The following is a 19,117-nucleotide window of genomic DNA, read 5'->3' as shown; positions in this document are numbered from 1 at the left end:
GGGTGCAGCTCAGAAGTCCAGTTTGTCGTAGTGCGCCGGCGGCGGCAGGCCTTCCAGCCGTTCGGCCAGCAGCGGGCGAAACGTGGGGCGCGACTTGATCGCCGAATACCAGGTCTTGGCCGGTTCATGGCCATCCCATTCCAGGCCACCCAGATAATCGGCGACCGAAAGATGCGCGGCCGCGGCGATATCGGCGAGGCCGAACTGGCCGCCGCCCAGCCAGGCCCGGCGCTCGAGCAGGAAATCGATGTAATCCAGGTGCATGTCCGCCATGCGACTGGCGGCGCGGATGATGCCGCCATCGGGCGTGCCGCGCACCACGGCGCGCTTGTACATGCGCTCACCCAGCAGCGGCGCGTTCACCTCGGCATAGAATTTCTGATCGAACCAGGCGACCAGCCGGCGGGATTCGGCGCGATCATCGGGCGTCGCGCCCAGCAATGGCGTGCGGTCCAGCGTTTCCTCGAAATGCTCCAGGATGGCAGTCGAATCGGCCAGCACGCTGGCGTCGCGCTGCATCACCGGTGTCTGCCCGGCGGGATTCAGCGCGGTGAAGCCCGGCCGCTTTTCCCACGGCCGTTCCTGCACCAGTTCATGCGTCACGCCCTTCACCGCCAGTGCGAAACGCACCTTGCGGCTGAACGGGCAGAGCGTGAAATGATAGAGACGCCACATTGCGTCTCCGTTCTTAATGATGTTTGCCGGCTTGGAAAGGCCCGGCAATCACACTGGAGGCAATAAGGCCTCAGCCGGGCGTCGCTGTCCGGGCACGGGCCTTGGCCTTCGGCTTGGCCTTGGGTTTTGCCTTGGCCTTGGGCGCCGCCGTGGCCTTCAGCGCCGCCAGTTCGGCTTCCAGTTCGTTGATGCGCAGCGCCTGGCGGACGATGATGTCCTGCAGGGCACCGGTGTCGGGGCTGGGCGCGGCCGGCGCTGCGCTAGTGGCGTCCGGGGCTTTAGCCGGTTCCGGTGGTGTCGGGGCTTCGGGCGCCTTCGGGGTCACGATCTCGGCGTCCACCACGCCGTCGTCACGATCACGGAAAATGCCGCTTTCGCGCGCCTTGCGGATCAGCGGGGCAGCCGCCACCGCCATCTGCATCAGGCTTTCGATCAGCGGATCATTGTTCTTGGCCATGGCCGGGTCCTTCAACTGTTATAGTGAAATATAGCAGCGAAGAACCCGGTTTCAAGATGGCGCCTATTCGGCCGCGATGCTGGCGACGCTGTCGCTGAGCGGATGCGCGAGCCTGCTGACCATTTCCTTGGGGCACACCTGCCAGATGGCCGCGCGGGTGCGGTCCCATTCCGCCAGCAGCCCGGCGGCCCACTTGGAGCCGGTCTCGGCGGCATGCTCCTCGATCAGGGCGAGCGCCACGCTTTCCCAGTGCGCTGATTCCAGCCGCTGCACGATCACGCTGTCGCGGTTGACGCGCCGTTCGAACTGACCGTCACGATCATAGACAAAGGCCATCCCGCCCGACATACCTGCGGCGAAATTGTCGCCGGTATTGCCCAGGATCACGGCGGTGCCGCCGGTCATATACTCGCAGCCATTGGCGCCGCAGCCTTCCACCACCACGGTGGCGCCGCTGTTGCGCACCGCAAAGCGCTCGCCGGCGCGGCCGGCCGCGAACAATTTGCCCGCCGTGGCGCCATAGAGCACGGTGTTGCCGACGATGGCATTGTCCTGGCTGGCCAGCGGGCTGGAGACCATCGGGCGCACCACGATGGTGGCGCCGGAAAGCCCCTTGCCGACATAGTCGTTGGCCTCGCCAAACACCTCCAGCTTCACGCCCTGCACTGCAAAGGCGCCCAGCGACTGGCCGGCCGAGCCGCGCAGCCGGATGTGGACATGGCCTTCGCTGAGCGCCGTCATGCCGAAGCGCCGCGTGATCTCGCCCGACAGCCGGGTACCGACGGCGCGGTGCGTGTTCCTGACCGTATAGGCCAGCTGCATCTTCTCGCCGCGTTCGAACAATTGGGCTGCGTCGCGGATCATCTCCGCATCCAGACTGTCCGGTACCGGGTTGCGGCCGTCGCCCAGGCCCCAGCGACGCTGGTGATCGGGCGCATCGACCTTGGCGAGGATCGGGTTCAAGTCGAGATCGTCGAGATGCTCGGCGCCGCGGCTCATCTGGCGCAGCAGTTCGGTGCGGCCGATGACATCATCCAGGCTGCGGAAGCCCAGGCGGGCGAGGATCTCGCGCACTTCTTCGGCCACGAAGCTCATCAGGTTGATGACCTTCTCGGGTGAGCCAACGAACTTGCCGCGCAGCGCTTCGTCCTGCGTGCAGACGCCAACCGGGCAGGTGTTCGAATGGCACTGGCGCACCATGATGCAGCCCATGGCGACCAGGCTCATCGTGCCGATGCCAAACTCCTCGGCGCCCAGGATGGCGGCGATCACCACATCCCGGCCGGTCTTCAGGCCGCCATCGGCGCGCAGCTTCACGCGGTGGCGAAGACCATTCAGGGTCAGCACCTGGTTGACTTCGGACAGGCCCATTTCCCACGGCGTGCCGGCATATTTGATGCTGGTCTGCGGGGAGGCGCCGGTGCCGCCGACATTGCCGGAAATCAGGATGGTATCGGCATGCGCCTTGGCCACCCCGGCCGCGACCGTGCCGATGCCGGCGCTCGACACCAGCTTCACGCAGACGCGCGCGCGGGTGTTGATCTGCTTCAGATCATAGATGAGCTGGGCCAGATCCTCGATCGAGTAGATGTCGTGGTGCGGCGGCGGCGAAATCAGAGTCACGCCCGGCGTCGAGTGGCGGAGCTTGGCGATCAGCTCGGTCACCTTGAAGCCCGGCAGCTGGCCGCCTTCGCCGGGCTTGGCGCCTTGGGCCACCTTGATCTCGATCTCCTCGCAGGCGTTGAGATATTCCGCCGTGACGCCGAAGCGGCCCGAAGCGATCTGCTTGATCACCGAGTTGGCGTTGTCGCCGTTGGCATAGGGCTTGAAGCGGACCGGGTCCTCGCCGCCTTCACCGGACACCGCCTTGGCGCCGATGCGGTTCATGGCGATGGCCAGCGTCTCGTGGGCTTCCGGCGACAGCGCCCCCAGGCTCATGCCCGGCGTGACGAAGCGCTTGCGGATCTCGGTGACGGATTCGACCGATTCGATCGGCACAGCCTTGGTGCCCGGCACGAAATCCAGAAGATCGCGCAAGCTGATCGGCGGCAGCGCCTGCACGCCGCGGCTGAACTTCTGATAGTCCGAATAGCTGTCGCGGCTCACGGCCGTCTGCAGCAGGTGGATCAGGTGCGCGCTCCAGGCATGGGCCTCGCCATTGGCGCGCCAGCGATAGAGGCCGCCCACCGGCAGCGTGATAACATCCTCGTCCCAGGCCTTTTCGTGGCGCATCTGGGCGTTGACGAAGAGGGATTCAAAGCCCTCGCCGCTGATCTTCGCCGGCATGCCGGGGAAGAAATCATGCACCAGCGCACGGGACAGGCCGACGGCTTCGAAATTATAGCCGCCGCGATAGGAGGAGATCACCGCGATCCCCATCTTGGCCATGATCTTCAAGAGGCCATCATCGACCGCCTTCTTGTAGCGGGCCACACAGTCATCAAGGCTGAGCGCGCCGAACAGGCCGCGGGCGTGGCGATCGGCAATGGCTTCCTGCGCCAGATAGGCGTTCACCGTGGTGGCACCAACGCCGATCAGCACCGCGAAATAATGGGTGTCGAGCGCTTCGGCGGCGCGCACGTTGATGCTGGCATAGGTTCTGAGGCCCTTGCGCACCAGGTGCGTGTGCACGCCGGCGGTGGCCAGGATCATGGCGATGCCAGCGCGCGCGGCGGACTGGTGCTCGTCGGTGAGGAAGAGCTGCGTCTTGCCCTGGCGCACCGCGGTTTCGGCTTCGGCGCGCACGCGGGCGATGGCGGCGCGCAGGGCGCCGGGGCCGCCGTTGATGTCGAACGTGCAATCAATCTCGGCGACCTGGCGGCCGAAATGGCCCTTCAACACTGCCCAATCGCGGTTAGACAATACCGGGCTGTCCAGCACCATCACCCCGGCCTGGGTGGCCTCGTCATCCAGGATGTTGGTCAGGTTGGAAAAGCGCGTCTTCAGGCTCATCACGCCGGTTTCGCGCAGGGAGTCGATCGGCGGGTTGGTGACCTGGCTGAAATTCTGCCGGAAGAAGTGCGACAGGTTGCGCGGGTTCTCGGAAATGACCGCCAGCGGCGCGTCATCGCCCATGCTGCCCACCGCCTCCTTGGCGTCTTCCACCATCGGCGACAGGATCAGCTCCATGTCCTCCAGCGTCTGGCCGGCAGCGACCTGGCGGCGGCGCAGATCATCACGGCTATACTGGGCGGCCGGTTCCGGCGCGGCGCGGCCGGGCAGATCCTCGAAATTGGTGAAGCCGGCGACCAGCGAGGCATAATCCTGCGCGCCGGCCACCTTGGCCTTGATCTCGGCATCCGAATAAAATTTCGACGGCGCGGCATCGAGATCGACCGCGATCATCTCGCCGGGGCCAAGCGCGCCCTTCTGCACCACGTCGCCTTCCGGCACCACCACCATGCCGGCCTCGGAGCCGGTGATGAGCAGGCCATCGCGGGTCAGGCAATAACGCATCGGCCGCAGTGCGTTGCGATCGAGGCCAGCCACCACCCAGCGGCCATCGGTCATGGCGAGCGCCGCCGGCCCGTCCCACGGCTCCATGAGGCTGGCGAAGAAGGCATACATGGCGCGCGTCGCCGGATCGAGGCTGGCATCGCGCTGCCAGGCCTGCGGGATCAGCATCAGCTTGGCGGTCGGCGCATCGCGGCCAGAGCGCACGAAGGCTTCGAACACCGCATCCAGCGCCGCCGTGTCCGACGCGCCGGCCGGGATCAGCGGCTTGATGTCTTCCGAATGCTCGCCGAACGCGGCGGCGGCCATCTTGATCTCGTGGCTCTTCATCCAGTTCGTGTTGCCACGGATCGTGTTGATCTCGCCATTGTGCGCCAGTGTGCGGAACGGCTGCGCCAGCCACCATTGCGGGAAGGTGTTGGTGGAATAGCGCTGGTGATAGATGGCAAAGCGGCTGACGAAGCGCTCGTCGTTGAGATCGGGATAGAAGACGCTCAGCGATTCCGCCAGGAACAGGCCCTTGTAGATCAGCGTGCGGCACGACAGCGAGCAGAAGTAGAAGCCCTGGATCTGGGCCTCGATCACCTTCTTCTCGATGCGCCGGCGGATGAGATAGAGATCCTTCTCGAACCGCTCCTTGGCGTCCTCGCCGTCGTTCTGCGGCCCGGCAATCATGATCTGCTCGATCTCGGGCCGGCTCAGCATCGCCTTCTCGCCGATGCAGCTGATATCGACCGGCACCTGGCGCCAGCCATAGACCTTGTAGCCAAAGCCGATGATTTCGGATTCAACGATGGTGCGGCAGGCTTCTTGCGCCGCCAGATCGGTGCGCGGCAGGAAGACCTGGCCCACGGCGAGCAGCCCGGCGACCGGCTTCTGGCCGTGGCGCTCAACATGCTCATGGAAGAAATCGACCGGAATCTCGACCAATATGCCGGCGCCGTCCCCGGTCATCCCGTCCGCATCAACAGCGCCGCGGTGCCACACCGCCTTCAGCGCATCGATGGCGGCGGTGACGACGCGGCGCTGTGGCTTGCCGTTGGTGGCGGCGACCAGGCCAACACCGCAGGCATCGCCCTCGAAATCGGGGCGATACATGCCGTGTTCGGCCAGGCGGGCGCGCTCCTCGGCGCTGGCGGTGAAGGGGGCGGGCAGGTCGGTCATGGCTTGCGTCCCTGTTGTCCGGTGCCGTTCAGCGGGCTGAGCACTTCGGTCAGCCGCTTGGCATTGGCTTGCATGGCAGCATCGATCTTCGCGCCAATCATCTGGCCGGTGGCCTGGCCGATGGCCGCGGCGACGGCGGGTTCCTTGCGGATTACCGCCTGGCCGGCCGGGCTGCGATAAAAGGCCAGAATCCCATCAAGTTCGGCCTTGGTATATTGGCGGGCATAGGCCTGGGTGGCAGCATTCACCACGCCATTGAGATTCTGGTTGATGACGCCCTGGGCAATGTCCGCCTGCAGCGCCCCGGCCTTGGCCAGCACCGTATCAAACTTCGCCTTGTTGGCCTGATAGGCCGGGATGAAGCCCGGCTGCTGCGCCAGCATCGAGCGGATGACGACGCCCGTTCGCATCTGCGCCACAGTGTTCGCCATCTGCGCCTGCAGCTTGGCCTTCACCCCCAGCTGCGCCACCACAGCCGCCGCTGATTGCAGCGTCGCCGGATCGGCCTTTGCCGCCTGCGCCTGGGCGGTGCCGGCCAGGGCGACAGCAGCAGTGGCAGCGATCAGAATCTTCATGGTCGATTGTCCTTGGGAAAACGCCGGCCGCATCAGGCGGCCTCGACGGCCGCAGTGGCACGGCTGCGCAGATACTGGTGCATCTGCGCCGCCACGTCACGTCCGTCACGCACCGCCCACACCACCAGGCTGGCGCCGCGCACGATGTCGCCGGCGGCGAACACGCCATCCATGCCGGTCATCATCGTCTTGTGATCCACCCGCACCGTGCCCCAGCGCGTCACCGGCAGTTCGGGCGCGCCAAACAGGGTGGGCAGATCCTCGGCATCAAAGCCCAGCGCCTTGATCACCAGATCGGCCTTGAGAGTGAAGCGATTGTCGGCATCAGGCTCCGGCGAGCGGCGGCCATCCGGGCCGGGCTGGCCCAGCCGCATGCCCTGCGCCACCACACCGGTGGCCGTGATCTCGGCCGGCGCGGCCAGCCAGACGAATTCGACGCCCTCTTCCTCGGCATTGGCGACTTCACGCACCGACCCCGGCATGTTGGCGCGGTCACGGCGGTAGAGGCATTTCACACTGGCCGCGCCCTGGCGCACAGCGGTGCGCACGCAGTCCATCGCGGTGTCGCCACCACCGATCACAACGACATGCTTGCCCGCCGCATCGAACATCGCTGCATCGGCCAGCACATCGCCGAAACCACTCCTGTTGGCGGCAATCAGATAGTCCAGCGCTTCCATCGTGCTCGGGCCATCGGCGCCCGGCACCTCGACCTGGCGCGCCTTGTAGACCCCTGTGGCGATCAGCACCGCGTCATGCTCTTCGCGCAGATCGGCCAGGCTGGCATCAACACCCACCGCAAAACCGGCGTGGAAGTGCACGCCGCCCTCGCGCAGCCGCTCAACCCGGCGCATGACCACCGGCTTTTCCAGCTTGAAGCCGGGGATGCCATAGGTGAGCAGCCCGCCGGCGCGATCGTGCCGGTCATAGACATGCACCTCATAACCCTTCACCCGCAGCGCCTCGGCGGCGGTGAGGCCCGCCGGGCCGGCGCCGATGATGGCGACGCTCTGGCCCGAACGGTCGGCGACGGGCTTCAGCGGCTTCACCCAGCCCTGTTCCCAGGCGTTGTCGGTCAGGAATTTTTCCACCGAACCGATGGTGACGCTGCCAAAGCCGGGCTCGATCACGCAATTGCCTTCGCATAGCCGGTCCTGCGGGCAGATGCGGCCGCAGATTTCCGGCATGGCGTTGGTGGCCGACGAGACTTCATAGGCTTCCTGCAGCCGGCCTTCCGCCGTCAGCTTCAGCCAGTCGGGGATGTTGTTCTGCAGCGGGCAATGCACCTGACAGAAGGGCACGCCGCACTGGCTACAGCGCCCGGCCTGCTCCTCGGCCTTGGCCAGGATATAAGGCCGGCTGATCTCGAGGAAATCATGGGCGCGTTCGTCGGCGGCGCGCTTGGCCGGATAGGCCTGGCTGCGTTCGACAAACTTCAGCAATTTTGTTGCGGCCATGGGCGCGTATCCTTTCGTTCGGATGCGCGAAACCATGAACGGCGGCGATTGTCACGCGAAAAACGCCATATAGGGCAATAAAACTGCCCTAAATCCGGACTGGCCGTGCGATTTGGGCGATTTGGGCGGTATTTTATGGCCGTTCCGGCCCTAACGCATCGCCAGCCACACCAGCGCCGCGCTGCCTGCCGCGATTCGGTACCAGGCGAAGGGCGCGAATCCGAAGCGGCTGACCAGCGCGACAAAGCCCTTCACCACCAGCAAGGCCACCACGAAGCTGACGGCAAAGCCGATGCCGATGGCGCTGAGGTTGGACGCGTCGAGCGTGTCGCGGTTCTTCCACAGCACCAGCGCGGTGGCGCCCGAGATTGTCGGGACCGCCAGGAAAAAGCTGAACTCCGCCGCCGTCTTGCGGTCCACCCCAAGCAGCAGCGCCGCCATGATCGTCGCCCCCGATCGCGACACGCCGGGAATCATGGCGAGGCACTGGCCCAACCCGATCAGCAACGATGTGCGTGTGGGCAAGGCTTCAACGCTGAACACGCGCGGCACCGTCATGCGCCGCTCGATCCACAATATCGCGATGCCGCCGACGATCAGCGAGACCGCGACAGTGGTCGGGCTTTCGAGCAACGCCTCCACCGTCTTGATGAACAGCACGCCCATGATCGCCGCCGGCAGGAAACCGAGCAGGACATTGCGCAGGAAGGCAAATGCGCCCGCCTCGCGCGCCAGCAGGCCGCGCGCCACCCCCATGAACCGCCCCCAATAGGCGACCAGCACGGCCAGGATCGCGCCTGACTGGATGGCAATTTCAAAGGTGGCCCCGGCCTCGCCCTTGAAGCCGAGCAGTTCGCTGGCGAGGATCAAATGCCCGGTGGAGGATACCGGCAGATATTCCGTCAACCCCTCGACAATGCCGAGCAGGATGATGGTGAGCAGATCGGGCTGCGTCATGCGGCGGCATCCTGGGCCGCCTTGGCAAAGCGCCCGCCGCGGCGGAAGCGCAGCATCATGTCGGGCACGAAGCCCGACAGCGGGGTGGGCGTGACGCCCAGATCGGCAAGGCCGGGCACGCCGGGGGCGCAGATATTGCCCTTCTTCAGCATCGCCAGCTGGTCACTGTTCATCGGCATGAACGGCAATACATCGCCCATCTTCGCCAGCAGGCCCGAGGTGAAGTCCGACAGCGGCACCACCGGGCGATCGAGGCCAGTCAGATCGGAGATCATCTGCAATATGGCGGTGAAGCTCAGCACGTTCGGCCCGCCCAGTTCATAGGTGCGCCCGCGCGCATCGGCCGATTGCAGCGCCGCCAGCACCGCATCGGCGACATCGCGCACATAGACCGGCTGGAACAGGCTGTCGCCGCTGATCGCCGGCAGGAACGGCGCGATGCGGGCCATGCCGGCAAAGCGGTTGAAGAACTGGTCTTCCGGCCCGGCGACCAGGCTGGGGCGCAGGATGGTGGCGAACGGCAATGCCGCCAGCACCGCCTGTTCGCCTTCGCCCTTGGAGCGGGCATAGGGGATGGGGCTCGCCGCATCGGCGCCGATGGCAGAGACCTGCACATAGGCGCTCACCCCCGCCGCCGAGGCCGCGCGCGCCGCACGGCCAGCGCCGGCCGCCTGCAGATCGGCAAAGCGCTGGTCGCCGCTTTCGGCCAGGATGCCGACCAGGTTGACGCCGGCTGCTGCGCCGGCAAAGGCCGCGGCCATATCGGCATCGGACCGGATATTGCCCGACACCACCTGGATCTGGCCAAGGTCACCCAGGGGTTTCAGGAACAGGGCGCTGTCGGCATGGCGGGAGACGGCCCGCACGCGATAGCCCGCCTTGGCCAGCGCCTCCACCACGTAACGGCCGATGAAGCCGGCACCGCCGATCACTGTGACCAGGCTGCCGGGAGCAAGGGTGGGAGCGGAGATGTCAGTCATGCCGGCGATTTAGCCGCTGGCGCCGGCCTTGTCTTGGCCCATCTTGCCCCGCGACGCTGCCACCGCCGGAAAAATCGCCCTGGCGGCGTGCAGGCGATTGACAACCCCCGATTCCACCCATATCAGCCGCCGCCTACCCCGTGCCCAGATGGCGGAATTGGTAGACGCACCAGCTTCAGGTGCTGGCGCTCGCAAGGGCGTGGAGGTTCGAGTCCTCTTCTGGGCACCATTTTTCTGAGCTGACATGTTGAATTCGCGGGGGAACAACCTTCCCCTGCGATTTCTTGTCCGTTAGAATGTCCACTTCGTTCAGACGAGCCCCTTCCGCTGGGACGGGGAACCAGTCAGACAGATGCCTGCGGTGCCAAGGTTAAGTTTGGGCCGAGCGCAACACCATATCCTGAACGCGCCCCGGGTGTCGATCGCCCGACCTTGCTGTCGCGCCGGCGTGCGGCCTGGCTTGCGGCATTCCCCCACAGAGCAGAGCGCGGCACCAGCGTAGATTCCGGCGCTGTCCCTCACAGGCCCAATCCCTAAGACTTTCTTCATCTTTCCGTCATTCAGGCGGGGCAGAAAGCAAGGGGCTTAGCTCATGACACTCTTCCGAAATTTCGCCGGCGCCGCGATTGCGGCTGCCATTCTCGCCAGCCCGGCGCTGGCCGTTGACAGCGGCTCGGTGACCTTTGCGCAGTTCACCCAGCAGACCTCCAACAAGATCGCGCAGTACAACGCGATTGCCGGTGGCAACAGCCTGACCATCCTGGAATCGCCGGTCTATTTCGTGGTCAGCGCGTTTGGCCCGATCGGTTTCTATCCGTCGACCATGACGATGTCGGCCAGTTCGAACGCCATGGTCACCAGCCTGGGCCCGCAGTTTCAGCAGCTCGGCTGGACCGGCAACATCCACTTCGGCAATGGCGCCAACTATCTTGACGTGAACTTCACCAACGCCACCTTCAGCTTTGATGGCGCCGGCGGTTCGGCCAGCATGATCTCGACCGATCCGAGCAATCCGATCAGCTATACGTCGAACCTGCTGACCCTGCCGGACTTCGACTTCCGCAACTTCTCGCTGGCCTTCACCGGGCTGACGCCGGCCTTCACCGTGGCCGCCAACGGTTATGGCACCCCGTTCAACGCCAATGTCGCCGGCTCGTTCGCCGGTTCGGTTGGCGAAGGCCCCACCGGCGGTGTGCCGGAACCGTCGAGCTGGGCGATGATGCTGGCCGGCTTCGGCATGGTCGGCTTCACCGCGCGTCGCCGGGCCACCATGGCAACCGTCGCGTCCTGAGCTTGCCTTTCCCCGTCCCGCCCCCGGGGCGGGGGAAGGTTGCCGCCGATCCCGGTCCCGTTAGCCGCGGACCCCGCCGGGATCGGCGGCCATGGCCAGCCGGGCCAGTTCCGGCAAGGATCGGCACTTGGTGCGGTGCATGATTTCGGCGCGGTGGTTTTCCACGGTGCGCTGGCTCAGTTTCAGATCGGCCGCGATATTCTTGCTGGGATGGCCATCCAGCACCAGCGCCATCACCTCGCGCTGGCGCGGTGTCAGCGTCGCCAGCCGGGCCACGGCGGCCAGATGCGCGGCGCTTGCCACTTCGCCGCCGGCACGGCCCTGGGCCAGGGCGCGGCGGATGCTGTCAATAATGGCCTGGCCGGGCGCCGGCTTTTCAATGAAATCCATGGCACCGGCCTTCATCGCCGCCACGGCCAGCCCGATATCGCCCTGGCCGGTGATCATGATGCTGGGCGGCAGCGCGCCTGCAGCCTTCAGATTGGCCAGCAGTTCCAGGCCGCCTTCGCCGGGCAGCACGGCATCGACCAGCAGGCAACCGCCCTGTCCGGGCCGCCACGCCGCGCGGAAGGCTTCGGCCGAAGCATGCAGCAGGGCAGGCAGGCCGGCACCGGCCAGCAGGATGCCGAATTCGGCCAGTGCATCGGGATCATCCTCGATCACATGCACAAGGGCGGGCGCGTTCGGATCAGCGACCGGCGCTGCCGCTGCATCGGCCGCCGCATCGCCCAGGGCCGCCGCAATGGCGGCGTGCAATTCCACCGGACGGACCGGCTTGGCCAGGCGCACGATGTCGTTGGCGGCAAAGCGCACCAGCGCCTCGATGGCAATGTCGCCGGTCAACATGATCACCGGCACGGTGCGCCCGTGGGTTTCCAGCAGCGCGGCGCGCAGATCGACCACCAGTTCCAGCCCGTCGCGCGGCCCCATCAGGCGGAAATCGGAAATGATCAGGTCTGGCGTCTGTGCGGCAAGGCTGGCCATCGCCTCGGCCTCGTCGCGGGCGGTGGCCACCGCGTGACCGGCGGCGCGCAGCAGTTCGTCGAGCAGCTCCAGCAGATCGGGATCATCGTCGATCACCAGGATGCTGGCCGAGCCGGGGGCAGGCGCAGCGGCCGGCTCCGACGCCGGCGTGGCGGGCGCGGCCAGCAACAGCGGCCCATCGCCTGAACCGGTCGGATCCGGCGTGGCCAGGGGCACGATGATGCTGAACACCGAGCCATGGCGCGGATGTTCGCCATGCGGCCAGGATTGTACCTCGATCTTGTGGTCCAGCATGTCCGCCAGGCTGCGCACGATGGCGAGGCCCAGGCCCAGGCCGCGGCTGCGGTCGATCAGGGTCGGGCCCAGCTGCTGATAGGGCTTGAAGATGGTTTCCAGCTTGTCGGTCGGAATGCCGATGCCGGTGTCCCACACCTCGATGCGCACCATGTTGCCGCGCCGGCGCGCGCCGAGCAGCACGCCGCCCTTTTCGGTGTACTTGATGGCATTGGCCACCAGGTTGCGCACCATGCCGGCGAGCAGGCGGCGATCGGAGACGACATGGCAGCTGGTCGGCACATGGCGCAGGGTCAGCTGGCCGGCGGCCGCCTGTTCGCTCAACCCGGACACGGTTTCGGCCAGCAGGCTGTCGAGCGGGAAGCTGCCCGGCGCGATTTCCACCGCGTCGGCTTCGATGCGGTTGATGTCGAGCAGGCCGTCCAGCATCGCCGCCATGGCATCGAGCGTGTGGTCCAGCCGGGCGAGCAGCGCCTGCTTTTCAGGGTCAGTCGTCTTGCGCGCCAGCAGTTCCTGCAACAGCACCATCGATTGCAGCGGCTGACGCAGATCATGGCTGGCCGCGGCCAGGAAGCGTGACTTGGCAAGGTTGGCGGCCTCGGCCGACTCCCGCGCCTCCAGCATGACATGTTCGGATCGCTTGCGTTCTGAAACATCGGTATAGGTGATGATCACCCCTTCGGCATGATTGTCGTGGGCGCGGTAGGGCAGCACCCGGCGGCTGAAGCAGGTGCCATCGGCGGATTCGATCTCGCGATCCGGCGGCTGCGCGCCGGTGCGCACGCTGGCGATGTCGCTGGCCAGTGTTGGATCCGGGGTGATCGGCGCCAGATCGGCAAAGGGCCGGCCAATGTCGCCGGGCAGCATGTTGAACAGCGTGCGGGTGGCCGGCGTGAAGAAGCGGATGTGGCTGTCGAGATCGAGGAAGATGGTCGCGACATTGGTGCTGTTGAGGATGTTCTGCAGATCGTCGGCCATGGTGCGCTGGCGATCGATGGTCTCCTGCAGCTGGCCGTTCAGCGCCACGAGCTCCTCGTTCAGCGATTGCAGTTCCTCCTGCGAGGTGATCAATTCCTCGTTGGTGCTCTGATATTCCTGATTGCGCGACAGCGTGTCGGCCTGGATGGCCTGCAGTTCGGGATCGAAATCGCCCAGATGGCGATCGGCGTTGGCCAGTTCGGCGCGGATGCTGGCCAATTCCGCCTCCAGCGCCTGCAGACGGGCCGACGGCAGGGTGGGCGCGGCCAGCCGCAGCCCCACCGGCGCGCCGGTATCGGTGCCCAGCGCTGGCGGTGGCCGGTGGCTGGCGTTGCGGCGATAGATATGGGCCTGGCGCGAGATCAGGGTGAAGGCCGGCGCCGGCGCGTCGGCCGGGTCGGACACGGTTTCGGCCTTGCCCAGCAACAGCAGGCCGCCGGGGCGCAGCGCGAAGTGGAACAGGCCGATGGCCCGGGCCTGGGCCGGCGGCTGCAGATAGATCAGCAGGTTGCGGCAGGAGATCATGTCGATGCGGCTGAACGGCGGATCGGTGAGCAGATCGTGGACGGCAAACACCACCGATGATTGCAGCGCCGGGCCGACCCGCCAGCCATGATCATCGGCGGCAAAGAAGCGTTGCAGCCGTTCGGGCGAGACTTCGCGTTCGATGCCGGGCGGATAGACGCCGTGGCGCGCCGCGGCGATGGCATCGGGATCAAGATCGGTGGCGAACAATTGCAGCTTCAGCGTCGGCCGGCTGCGGGCGATTTCCTCCAGCACCAGCATGGCCAGCGACCAGGCCTCCTCCCCCGTGCTGCAGCCGGCGCACCACAGCCGGATCGGCTGCACGTCGTCGTGGCGGCGCACCAGGTCGGGCAGGATCGAGCTGGCCAGCGTCGCAAACACCTCGTGGTCGCGGAAGAAGCCGGTGACGTTGATCAGCAGGTCGTTGGCCAGCGCCTGCAGCTCCGCCTCGTCATCGTCAAGCCGGCTGACATAGACGGCCAGCGCCTCGGCACCGCTGCCGGCGCCATGGCCGGCCATGCGGGCGCGGCGTTCGATGCGGCGCTGCATGGTGCCCAGCTTGTAGCCGCTGAAATCATGGCCGCTGCTCTTCAACCGGTCGAGCACCGGGCTGATCCAGTCCTTGCCGGTGAGGGTTGGCAGCGGCAGCCGGTTGCGGCGATCGATGATCGCGGCGCCCATGGCCGCCACCGGCAGGATGGCATCAACGCAGCCGGTGGCGATGGCGGTGGCGGGCATGCTGTCGTGGCCGGCTTCAGCCGGATCCTGCGCGATCACATAGCCGCCGGCATCGTGAATGGCGCGCACGCCTTCGCGGCCATCGGCACCATTGCCCGACAGCAGCACGGCCACCACCCGCAGTTCGGGCTGGGTGGCGAGCGATTGCAGCAGGAAATCGACCGGCAGGCGCGGGCCCTCGTTCTGGGTCGAAGGCGTGAGGCGCAATATGCCATCGGCCACCGCAATGCGGGTGCCCGACGGGATGACATGCAGGCGATCGGCCAGCAGGGGCATGCCATCGCTGGCTTCAAGCACCGGAAAGGGCGTTTCATCGACCAGCAGATCGGCCAGCAGCGAGGGATGACCGGGATCGAGATGCTGGACCAGGATATAGGCAATGCCACTGCGCGCCGGCAGCCCGGCAATCAGCCCGCGCACGGCATCCAGCGCACCGGCGGAACCGCCAATGGCCACCACCATCATGCGCGACGTGTGAGGCGCTGCCGCATCCGGCAGGCGTGGAGGCCGACTCTTCTTCACTTGATCGTGCCTCTCATGCGCCGGGGGGCCGACGCCCGCACAGCATAGACCATGCGGACCGTCCCGTCGAATGCGCAGATTTCCGGCCGTTCAGCGGTCACAGGCGGCCGGCAACAACCATGATGACCAGCACGACCAGAACGACGCCGAACACGCCGCTGGGGGCAAAGCCCCAGCGGCCGCTGTGCCGCCAGATGGGCAGCACGCCAAGCAACGCGAGCGCGAGCAGGATGATGATGATCGTGACGATCGACATGTTCAGGCGTCTGTCAGGTCGGCAGGGCGGGCGCCCGGCCGTTGCCCGTCACTTTTTAGCCCTGTCCTTGATCTTGGCCGTCGCCTTGCCGACGGCGCTCTGCACCTTGCCCGCGGTCTTTTCGACCTTGCCCGACAGTTCCAGGCTCTTGTCGCCGACCAGCTTGCCAGCGGCTTCCCTGGTGGCGCCGGCAACCTGCTTGCCAGCACCGGCGATGCGATTCTTGTTGATGCTCATGGCGCCTTCCTTTCCGGCCTGCTGGCAGGGGTACTGCCCCGGCGCCGGGTCCGGGGGGAACCGGGAGGTCTGGCCGGGGCAGTGAGCGAGAATTAACCAGCGGCCCCGGCAGCCGGCAGTACCGGATTATACTCAGACCACCAGGGCTCTGGCAGGCGTAGATTCCGGCGCTCGCCAGCCCGCGCGTGAGGACGGAAAGTGGGATTGCCTGGCCGACAGGGCCGGAACCAACGGCCACGGTGCTGGCGGCCTGCCCCTCGCGGAGCGGACCTCACCCGAGGAGACTGGCGATGAAGATCGCATATGGTGCCGTCGCGGCATCGCTTTTGATCAGTGGCTGCATGTCGGACATGTCGGACAGCCGGCCCCAGCGCAACTGGCGCGGGTATGATTACAACCGACCCGATCCGCAATACGGCGGCTATGACGCCGGCCGCTATTACCGGGAAACGCCGCGCATGCGCGAACGCCGGCTCGGCTACAACGACCGGGTCTATCGCGGCCAGGACGGGCGCTATTACTGCCGCCGCTCCGATGGCAGCACCGGCCTGATCGTGGGTGCCGTGGCCGGCGGTGTGCTCGGCAACGTGATCGCGCCGGGCGGTTCGGAAGTGCTGGGCACCATTCTGGGCGCCGTCGCTGGCGGCGCTGCCGGCAACGCCATCGATCGCAACAACGTACGCTGCCGCTGACGCATCGGGGTGTGGCCCTGACAGCGCCTGCAAGGACAATCAAGATGATCAGAACCATGATGCTTGCCGCCGGCATGGCGACCCTGCTGGCGGCGCCAGCCGTCGCCCAGAGTGACCGCCGTGACCAGGGCCCGCCCGTGATGGCCGGCCGTGACACCATGCTGCGCGCCGGTCCCGAAGCCGGCTATCCGCCGGTGGGCCGCATCGAACAGGGCCAGGCCGTGCAGTTGTTCGGCTGTCTGCGGGATCGCAGCTGGTGCGATGTCGGGCAAGGCAATGCGCGCGGCTGGGTGAGCGGGCTTGACCTGCAGGCCGATGTCGGCGGCCGCCGCGACAGCCTGGCCAATGCCTATGGCAATTTCCAGCTGGGCGACCGCGATTTCCGCCTCGGCGATTACTGGGACGACCATTATCGCCAGCAGCCTTTCTATGGCGAGCGCAGCCGCTGGGAACAGCGTTATGTGCAGGATGACCGGCAGGGCCTGGGCGATCGCCAGACCGACAGACGCTGGGGCGATCGCAATTATGGCGACCGCGGCGACGGCGGGCGCAGCATCACCGGCACCATGCTGCGCATGGCCTATCTGCGCGCCGGACCCGATGTTGCCTATCCGCGGATCGGTGTTGCCCGCGCCCGCATGCGGGTGACCGTGTTTGGTTGCCTGCGCGACTGGACCTGGTGTGACGTCGCCGTCGGGCGTGATCGCGGCTGGCTGTCGAGCAAGCATATCGGCACGCGCTATCGCGGTCGCCTGCAAAGCCTGGCCAGCATCGCGCCGGGCATGGGTGTGGGTGTGCGAAACTTCAGCTTCGGCCGCTATTGGGACGAGCATTATCGCAACCAGCCCTTCTATGCCGAACGCGGCCGCTGGGAGCGCCAGTATCAGCAGAATTACCGCTCCAGCTGGGGCAATGGCCCGGAACGCGACGGCCAATATCGTGACCGGCGCGACCGCGACGAGCGCGACGACCAGCAGCGCGACGACCGCCGGCCACAACCCGATGGCGGCTGAAGCGGCGGCGCCGTTGCCGCGCCTGACCTGACCCACCTGTTCCGGAGCCCCCACCGATGAACACCCGCACCATCCAATCGAACGTGCTGTTCCTCTATCCCTTCCGGTTGAAGGGCATGACGAGCCCCCTGCCGCCCGGCCTCTATCGGCTGATCGCCGACCAGGAACAGCTGAGCGGCCTGTCGTTCACCACCTATCGCACCTTGATGGCGTTCCTTGAACTGCCGGCGCTGGGCACCGGACTGCTGGCGACCAGCCATGTGCTGATCGACCTCGCCGATCTGGATGCCTGCCTGCGGGCCGATCGGCTGGCGGCCAGCAATCCGAATCTGCTGCCCGGTGCCCTGCCGGCCGCCGCAGTTGCGCCGCGCCAGCACGCCTGACCCATGCTGATCCGCTGCGGCTACCAGATCAGCCTGGTCTGCGCCGAACCCACGCCGCTGATCACCATGCTGGCCGTGCGTGATGACCAGCCCGACGTGGAGATCCTGCGTGATCACTGGCACAGCCTTCCGGCCGTGCCGGTGAGCCTTTATCGCGATCTGGCCGGCAACCGCTGCCAACGGCTGGTGGCGCCAGCCGGCGCGCTGCTGCTGGAAGGCGATACCATCATCCGCTGCAGCGGCCTTCCCGACCAGTTGGTGCCCCAGGCGGTGGAGGTGCCGGTCTCCGATCTGCCGGCCGCTTGCCTGCTCTATCTGCTCGGCAGCCGTTATTGCGAGACCGACCGGCTGAGCCAGTTTGCCTGGGACCAGTTTGGTGCAGTGCCGCCCGGCTGGGGCCGGGTGCAGGCGATCTGCGATTTCGTGCATGGCCATGTGCGCTTTGCCTATGATCAGGCCAGCGCCACCCGCACCGCGCATGACACGCTGGACCAGGGCGTCGGCGTGTGCCGCGATTTTGCCCATCTCGCGATTGCGCTGTGCCGCTGCCTCAATATCCCGGCGCGCTATGTCAACGGCCACCTGGGCGACATCGGCGTGCCGGTGGTCGAGCCGATGGATTTCAGCGCCTGGATGGAGGTTTATCTGGGCGGCGGCTGGCACGTGTTCGATCCGCGCAACAACCGCCGGCGCATCGGCCGCATCGTCATCGCCCGCGGCCGCGATGCCGCCGACGTGCCCTTGCTCAACAGTTTCGGCCCGCATCTGCTCGAAGGCTTCTCGGTATGGACCCATGAGGTGGCCAGCCTCGCTGCAACGCCGCCGCCGGCACCGCCGGCGCCCGCCCCGCTCTGGTCGTGGCGGGCCTGATCCTTGGCGATGGAACCTTTCTCGTTGCCGCGCGTTGCACACCCACCGAACACCAAACAGGAGACCTTTCGATGCCGTTGAAACCCATTACCCTGCTGCTACTGGTTGCCGGCACCATGAGCCTTGCCGCCTGTGAGAAGAAGGTCACTGATGCCCAGGCCGATGCCGTGCGCGACACCAGCGACGCTGCCGCCACCGATATCGAGAACAAGGCCGATAGCGCCGAAGCCAAGGGCGAAGCCACTGGCGATGCCATGCGCGACAAGGCCGATGCCGTGCGCGACCAGGCTGAAGCCAAGGCCGATGCCATCGAGGACGGCAAGGTGGGTGCCACCACCAAGACCGACACGATGACGACGACGACTGCGCCGACCGATCCCAAGTAACTGCCAGTTCCTGGACGGGAAGACGGGGCACCGGATCGCGTTGATCCGGTGCCCCTTTTCGCGTGGGGCGTTGGTCAGCGCGGCGCCGACAATAACTCGGCCTGGGCCATGATCTGATCGAGCGCGGAGCCGCGGCCGGCCGGCGCATCGGCGCGGCTCTGCGCCAGTTGGCCGCCATCGAGCAGGATGCGCAGCGCGGCGCGGGCGCGGGCGACACGGCTCTTGACCGT

Annotated in this window: 16 protein-coding genes and 1 tRNA gene; 7 read left to right on the top strand and 10 right to left on the bottom strand. The window is 66.6% G+C overall.

Annotated elements, in window-relative coordinates; all coding sequences use genetic code 11:
• Positions 1 to 9 precede the first annotated feature (9 nt).
• The 7 genes from GJ693_RS02660 to GJ693_RS02630 form a co-directional block, all read right to left on the bottom strand.
• A complete protein-coding gene (locus GJ693_RS02660; RefSeq protein WP_156254788.1) occupies positions 10 to 675 on the bottom strand; it encodes a glutathione S-transferase family protein in 666 nt (221 codons plus the stop codon).
• A gap of 70 nt (positions 676 to 745) precedes the next feature.
• Positions 746 to 1,132: a hypothetical protein gene (locus GJ693_RS02655; RefSeq protein ID WP_156254787.1), complete on the bottom strand. Its 387-nt coding sequence runs from the start codon at positions 1,130 to 1,132 to the stop codon at positions 746 to 748.
• 63 nt (positions 1,133 to 1,195) lie between these two features.
• Positions 1,196 to 5,749: a glutamate synthase large subunit gene (gene gltB / locus GJ693_RS02650; RefSeq protein WP_156254786.1), complete on the bottom strand. Its 4,554-nt coding sequence runs from the start codon at positions 5,747 to 5,749 to the stop codon at positions 1,196 to 1,198.
• Entirely contained in the window at positions 5,746 to 6,324 is a 579-nt protein-coding gene (locus GJ693_RS02645; protein WP_156254785.1) for a DUF2059 domain-containing protein, read from the bottom strand. Before GJ693_RS02645 ends, gltB begins: the two co-directional genes overlap by 4 nt.
• 32 nt (positions 6,325 to 6,356) lie before the next feature.
• Positions 6,357 to 7,781 carry an NAD(P)-dependent oxidoreductase gene (locus GJ693_RS02640; RefSeq protein WP_156254784.1) on the bottom strand — a complete coding sequence of 475 codons (1,425 nt, stop codon included), beginning with the start codon at positions 7,779 to 7,781 and terminating at the stop codon, positions 6,357 to 6,359.
• 150 nt (positions 7,782 to 7,931) lie between these two features.
• Positions 7,932 to 8,738: an undecaprenyl-diphosphate phosphatase gene (locus GJ693_RS02635; RefSeq protein ID WP_156254783.1), complete on the bottom strand. Its 807-nt coding sequence runs from the start codon at positions 8,736 to 8,738 to the stop codon at positions 7,932 to 7,934.
• The gene (locus GJ693_RS02630; protein ID WP_156254782.1) at positions 8,735 to 9,718 is read right to left on the bottom strand and encodes a complex I NDUFA9 subunit family protein; all 984 of its coding nucleotides are present in this window, start codon (positions 9,716 to 9,718) and stop codon (positions 8,735 to 8,737) included. The genes GJ693_RS02635 and GJ693_RS02630 overlap by 4 nt, the downstream gene beginning before the upstream one ends.
• Before the next feature lie 142 nt (positions 9,719 to 9,860).
• Here GJ693_RS02630 and GJ693_RS02625 point away from each other — a divergent pair.
• Both GJ693_RS02625 and GJ693_RS02620 read left to right on the top strand, forming a co-directional pair.
• Positions 9,861 to 9,947, top strand: a tRNA-Leu gene (locus tag GJ693_RS02625).
• Positions 9,948 to 10,310: 363 nt separating this feature from the next.
• Complete coding sequence (locus tag GJ693_RS02620) at positions 10,311 to 11,009, top strand: PEPxxWA-CTERM sorting domain-containing protein (protein WP_235902577.1); 699 nt, start codon at positions 10,311 to 10,313, stop codon at positions 11,007 to 11,009.
• A 60-nt stretch (positions 11,010 to 11,069) separates the two neighbouring features.
• Here the strand turns inward: GJ693_RS02620 and GJ693_RS02615 are convergent, their stop codons facing one another.
• The 3 genes from GJ693_RS02615 to GJ693_RS02605 form a co-directional block, all read right to left on the bottom strand.
• Complete coding sequence (locus tag GJ693_RS02615) at positions 11,070 to 15,050, bottom strand: CheR family methyltransferase (protein ID WP_197041913.1); 3,981 nt, start codon at positions 15,048 to 15,050, stop codon at positions 11,070 to 11,072.
• Between the two features lie 97 nt (positions 15,051 to 15,147).
• Positions 15,148 to 15,306, bottom strand: a complete 159-nt coding sequence (locus GJ693_RS02610) for a DUF3309 family protein (protein ID WP_156254781.1) — start codon at positions 15,304 to 15,306, stop codon at positions 15,148 to 15,150.
• A gap of 48 nt (positions 15,307 to 15,354) precedes the next feature.
• Positions 15,355 to 15,543 (bottom strand): CsbD family protein, encoded by a 189-nt coding sequence (locus GJ693_RS02605; protein WP_197041912.1) that lies wholly within the window; start codon positions 15,541 to 15,543, stop codon positions 15,355 to 15,357.
• A 290-nt stretch (positions 15,544 to 15,833) separates the two neighbouring features.
• Between GJ693_RS02605 and GJ693_RS02600 the strand changes: the two genes are divergently transcribed.
• The 5 genes from GJ693_RS02600 (at position 15,834) to GJ693_RS02580 (ending at position 18,887) form a co-directional block, all read left to right on the top strand.
• Entirely contained in the window at positions 15,834 to 16,235 is a 402-nt protein-coding gene (locus GJ693_RS02600; RefSeq protein WP_156254780.1) for a glycine zipper 2TM domain-containing protein, read from the top strand.
• A 44-nt stretch (positions 16,236 to 16,279) separates the two neighbouring features.
• Positions 16,280 to 17,248, top strand: coding sequence for an SH3 domain-containing protein (locus GJ693_RS02595; protein ID WP_156254779.1), 969 nt, complete (start codon positions 16,280 to 16,282; stop codon positions 17,246 to 17,248).
• 56 nt (positions 17,249 to 17,304) lie between these two features.
• Complete coding sequence (locus GJ693_RS02590) at positions 17,305 to 17,631, top strand: hypothetical protein (protein WP_156254778.1); 327 nt, start codon at positions 17,305 to 17,307, stop codon at positions 17,629 to 17,631.
• A gap of 3 nt (positions 17,632 to 17,634) precedes the next feature.
• On the top strand, positions 17,635 to 18,501 hold the full coding sequence (locus tag GJ693_RS02585) for a transglutaminase-like domain-containing protein (RefSeq protein WP_156254777.1): 867 nt from the start codon (positions 17,635 to 17,637) through the stop codon (positions 18,499 to 18,501).
• 71 nt (positions 18,502 to 18,572) lie between these two features.
• The gene (locus GJ693_RS02580; RefSeq protein WP_197041911.1) at positions 18,573 to 18,887 is read left to right on the top strand and encodes a hypothetical protein; all 315 of its coding nucleotides are present in this window, start codon (positions 18,573 to 18,575) and stop codon (positions 18,885 to 18,887) included.
• The last annotated feature ends 230 nt before the right edge of the window (positions 18,888 to 19,117 follow it).

Origin of the sequence: Sandarakinorhabdus oryzae (assembly GCF_009733735.1) — a bacterium.
Classification (GTDB): Bacteria; Pseudomonadota; Alphaproteobacteria; order Sphingomonadales; family Sphingomonadaceae; genus Sandarakinorhabdus; species Sandarakinorhabdus oryzae.
The sequence above is the reverse complement of the archived record's forward strand: the minus strand, read 5'-3'. Positions and strand labels throughout refer to the sequence as shown.

Bases quoted from the DNA above. Each gene is read 5' to 3' on its own strand.
- GJ693_RS02660 (WP_156254788.1), bottom strand. From the start codon at position 675: ATGTGGCGTCTCTATCATTTCACGCTCTGCCCGTTCAGCCGCAAGGTG.
- GJ693_RS02655 (WP_156254787.1), bottom strand. From the start codon at position 1,132: ATGGCCAAGAACAATGATCCGCTGATCGAAAGCCTGATGCAGATGGCG.
- gltB (WP_156254786.1), bottom strand. From the start codon at position 5,749: ATGACCGACCTGCCCGCCCCCTTCACCGCCAGCGCCGAGGAGCGCGCC.
- GJ693_RS02645 (WP_156254785.1), bottom strand. From the start codon at position 6,324: ATGAAGATTCTGATCGCTGCCACTGCTGCTGTCGCCCTGGCCGGCACC.
- GJ693_RS02640 (WP_156254784.1), bottom strand. From the start codon at position 7,781: ATGGCCGCAACAAAATTGCTGAAGTTTGTCGAACGCAGCCAGGCCTAT.
- GJ693_RS02635 (WP_156254783.1), bottom strand. From the start codon at position 8,738: ATGACGCAGCCCGATCTGCTCACCATCATCCTGCTCGGCATTGTCGAG.
- GJ693_RS02630 (WP_156254782.1), bottom strand. From the start codon at position 9,718: ATGACTGACATCTCCGCTCCCACCCTTGCTCCCGGCAGCCTGGTCACA.
- GJ693_RS02620 (WP_235902577.1), top strand. From the start codon at position 10,311: ATGACACTCTTCCGAAATTTCGCCGGCGCCGCGATTGCGGCTGCCATT.
- GJ693_RS02610 (WP_156254781.1), bottom strand. From the start codon at position 15,306: ATGTCGATCGTCACGATCATCATCATCCTGCTCGCGCTCGCGTTGCTT.
- GJ693_RS02605 (WP_197041912.1), bottom strand. From the start codon at position 15,543: ATGAGCATCAACAAGAATCGCATCGCCGGTGCTGGCAAGCAGGTTGCC.
- GJ693_RS02600 (WP_156254780.1), top strand. From the start codon at position 15,834: ATGAAGATCGCATATGGTGCCGTCGCGGCATCGCTTTTGATCAGTGGC.
- GJ693_RS02595 (WP_156254779.1), top strand. From the start codon at position 16,280: ATGATCAGAACCATGATGCTTGCCGCCGGCATGGCGACCCTGCTGGCG.
- GJ693_RS02590 (WP_156254778.1), top strand. From the start codon at position 17,305: ATGAACACCCGCACCATCCAATCGAACGTGCTGTTCCTCTATCCCTTC.
- GJ693_RS02585 (WP_156254777.1), top strand. From the start codon at position 17,635: ATGCTGATCCGCTGCGGCTACCAGATCAGCCTGGTCTGCGCCGAACCC.
- GJ693_RS02580 (WP_197041911.1), top strand. From the start codon at position 18,573: ATGCCGTTGAAACCCATTACCCTGCTGCTACTGGTTGCCGGCACCATG.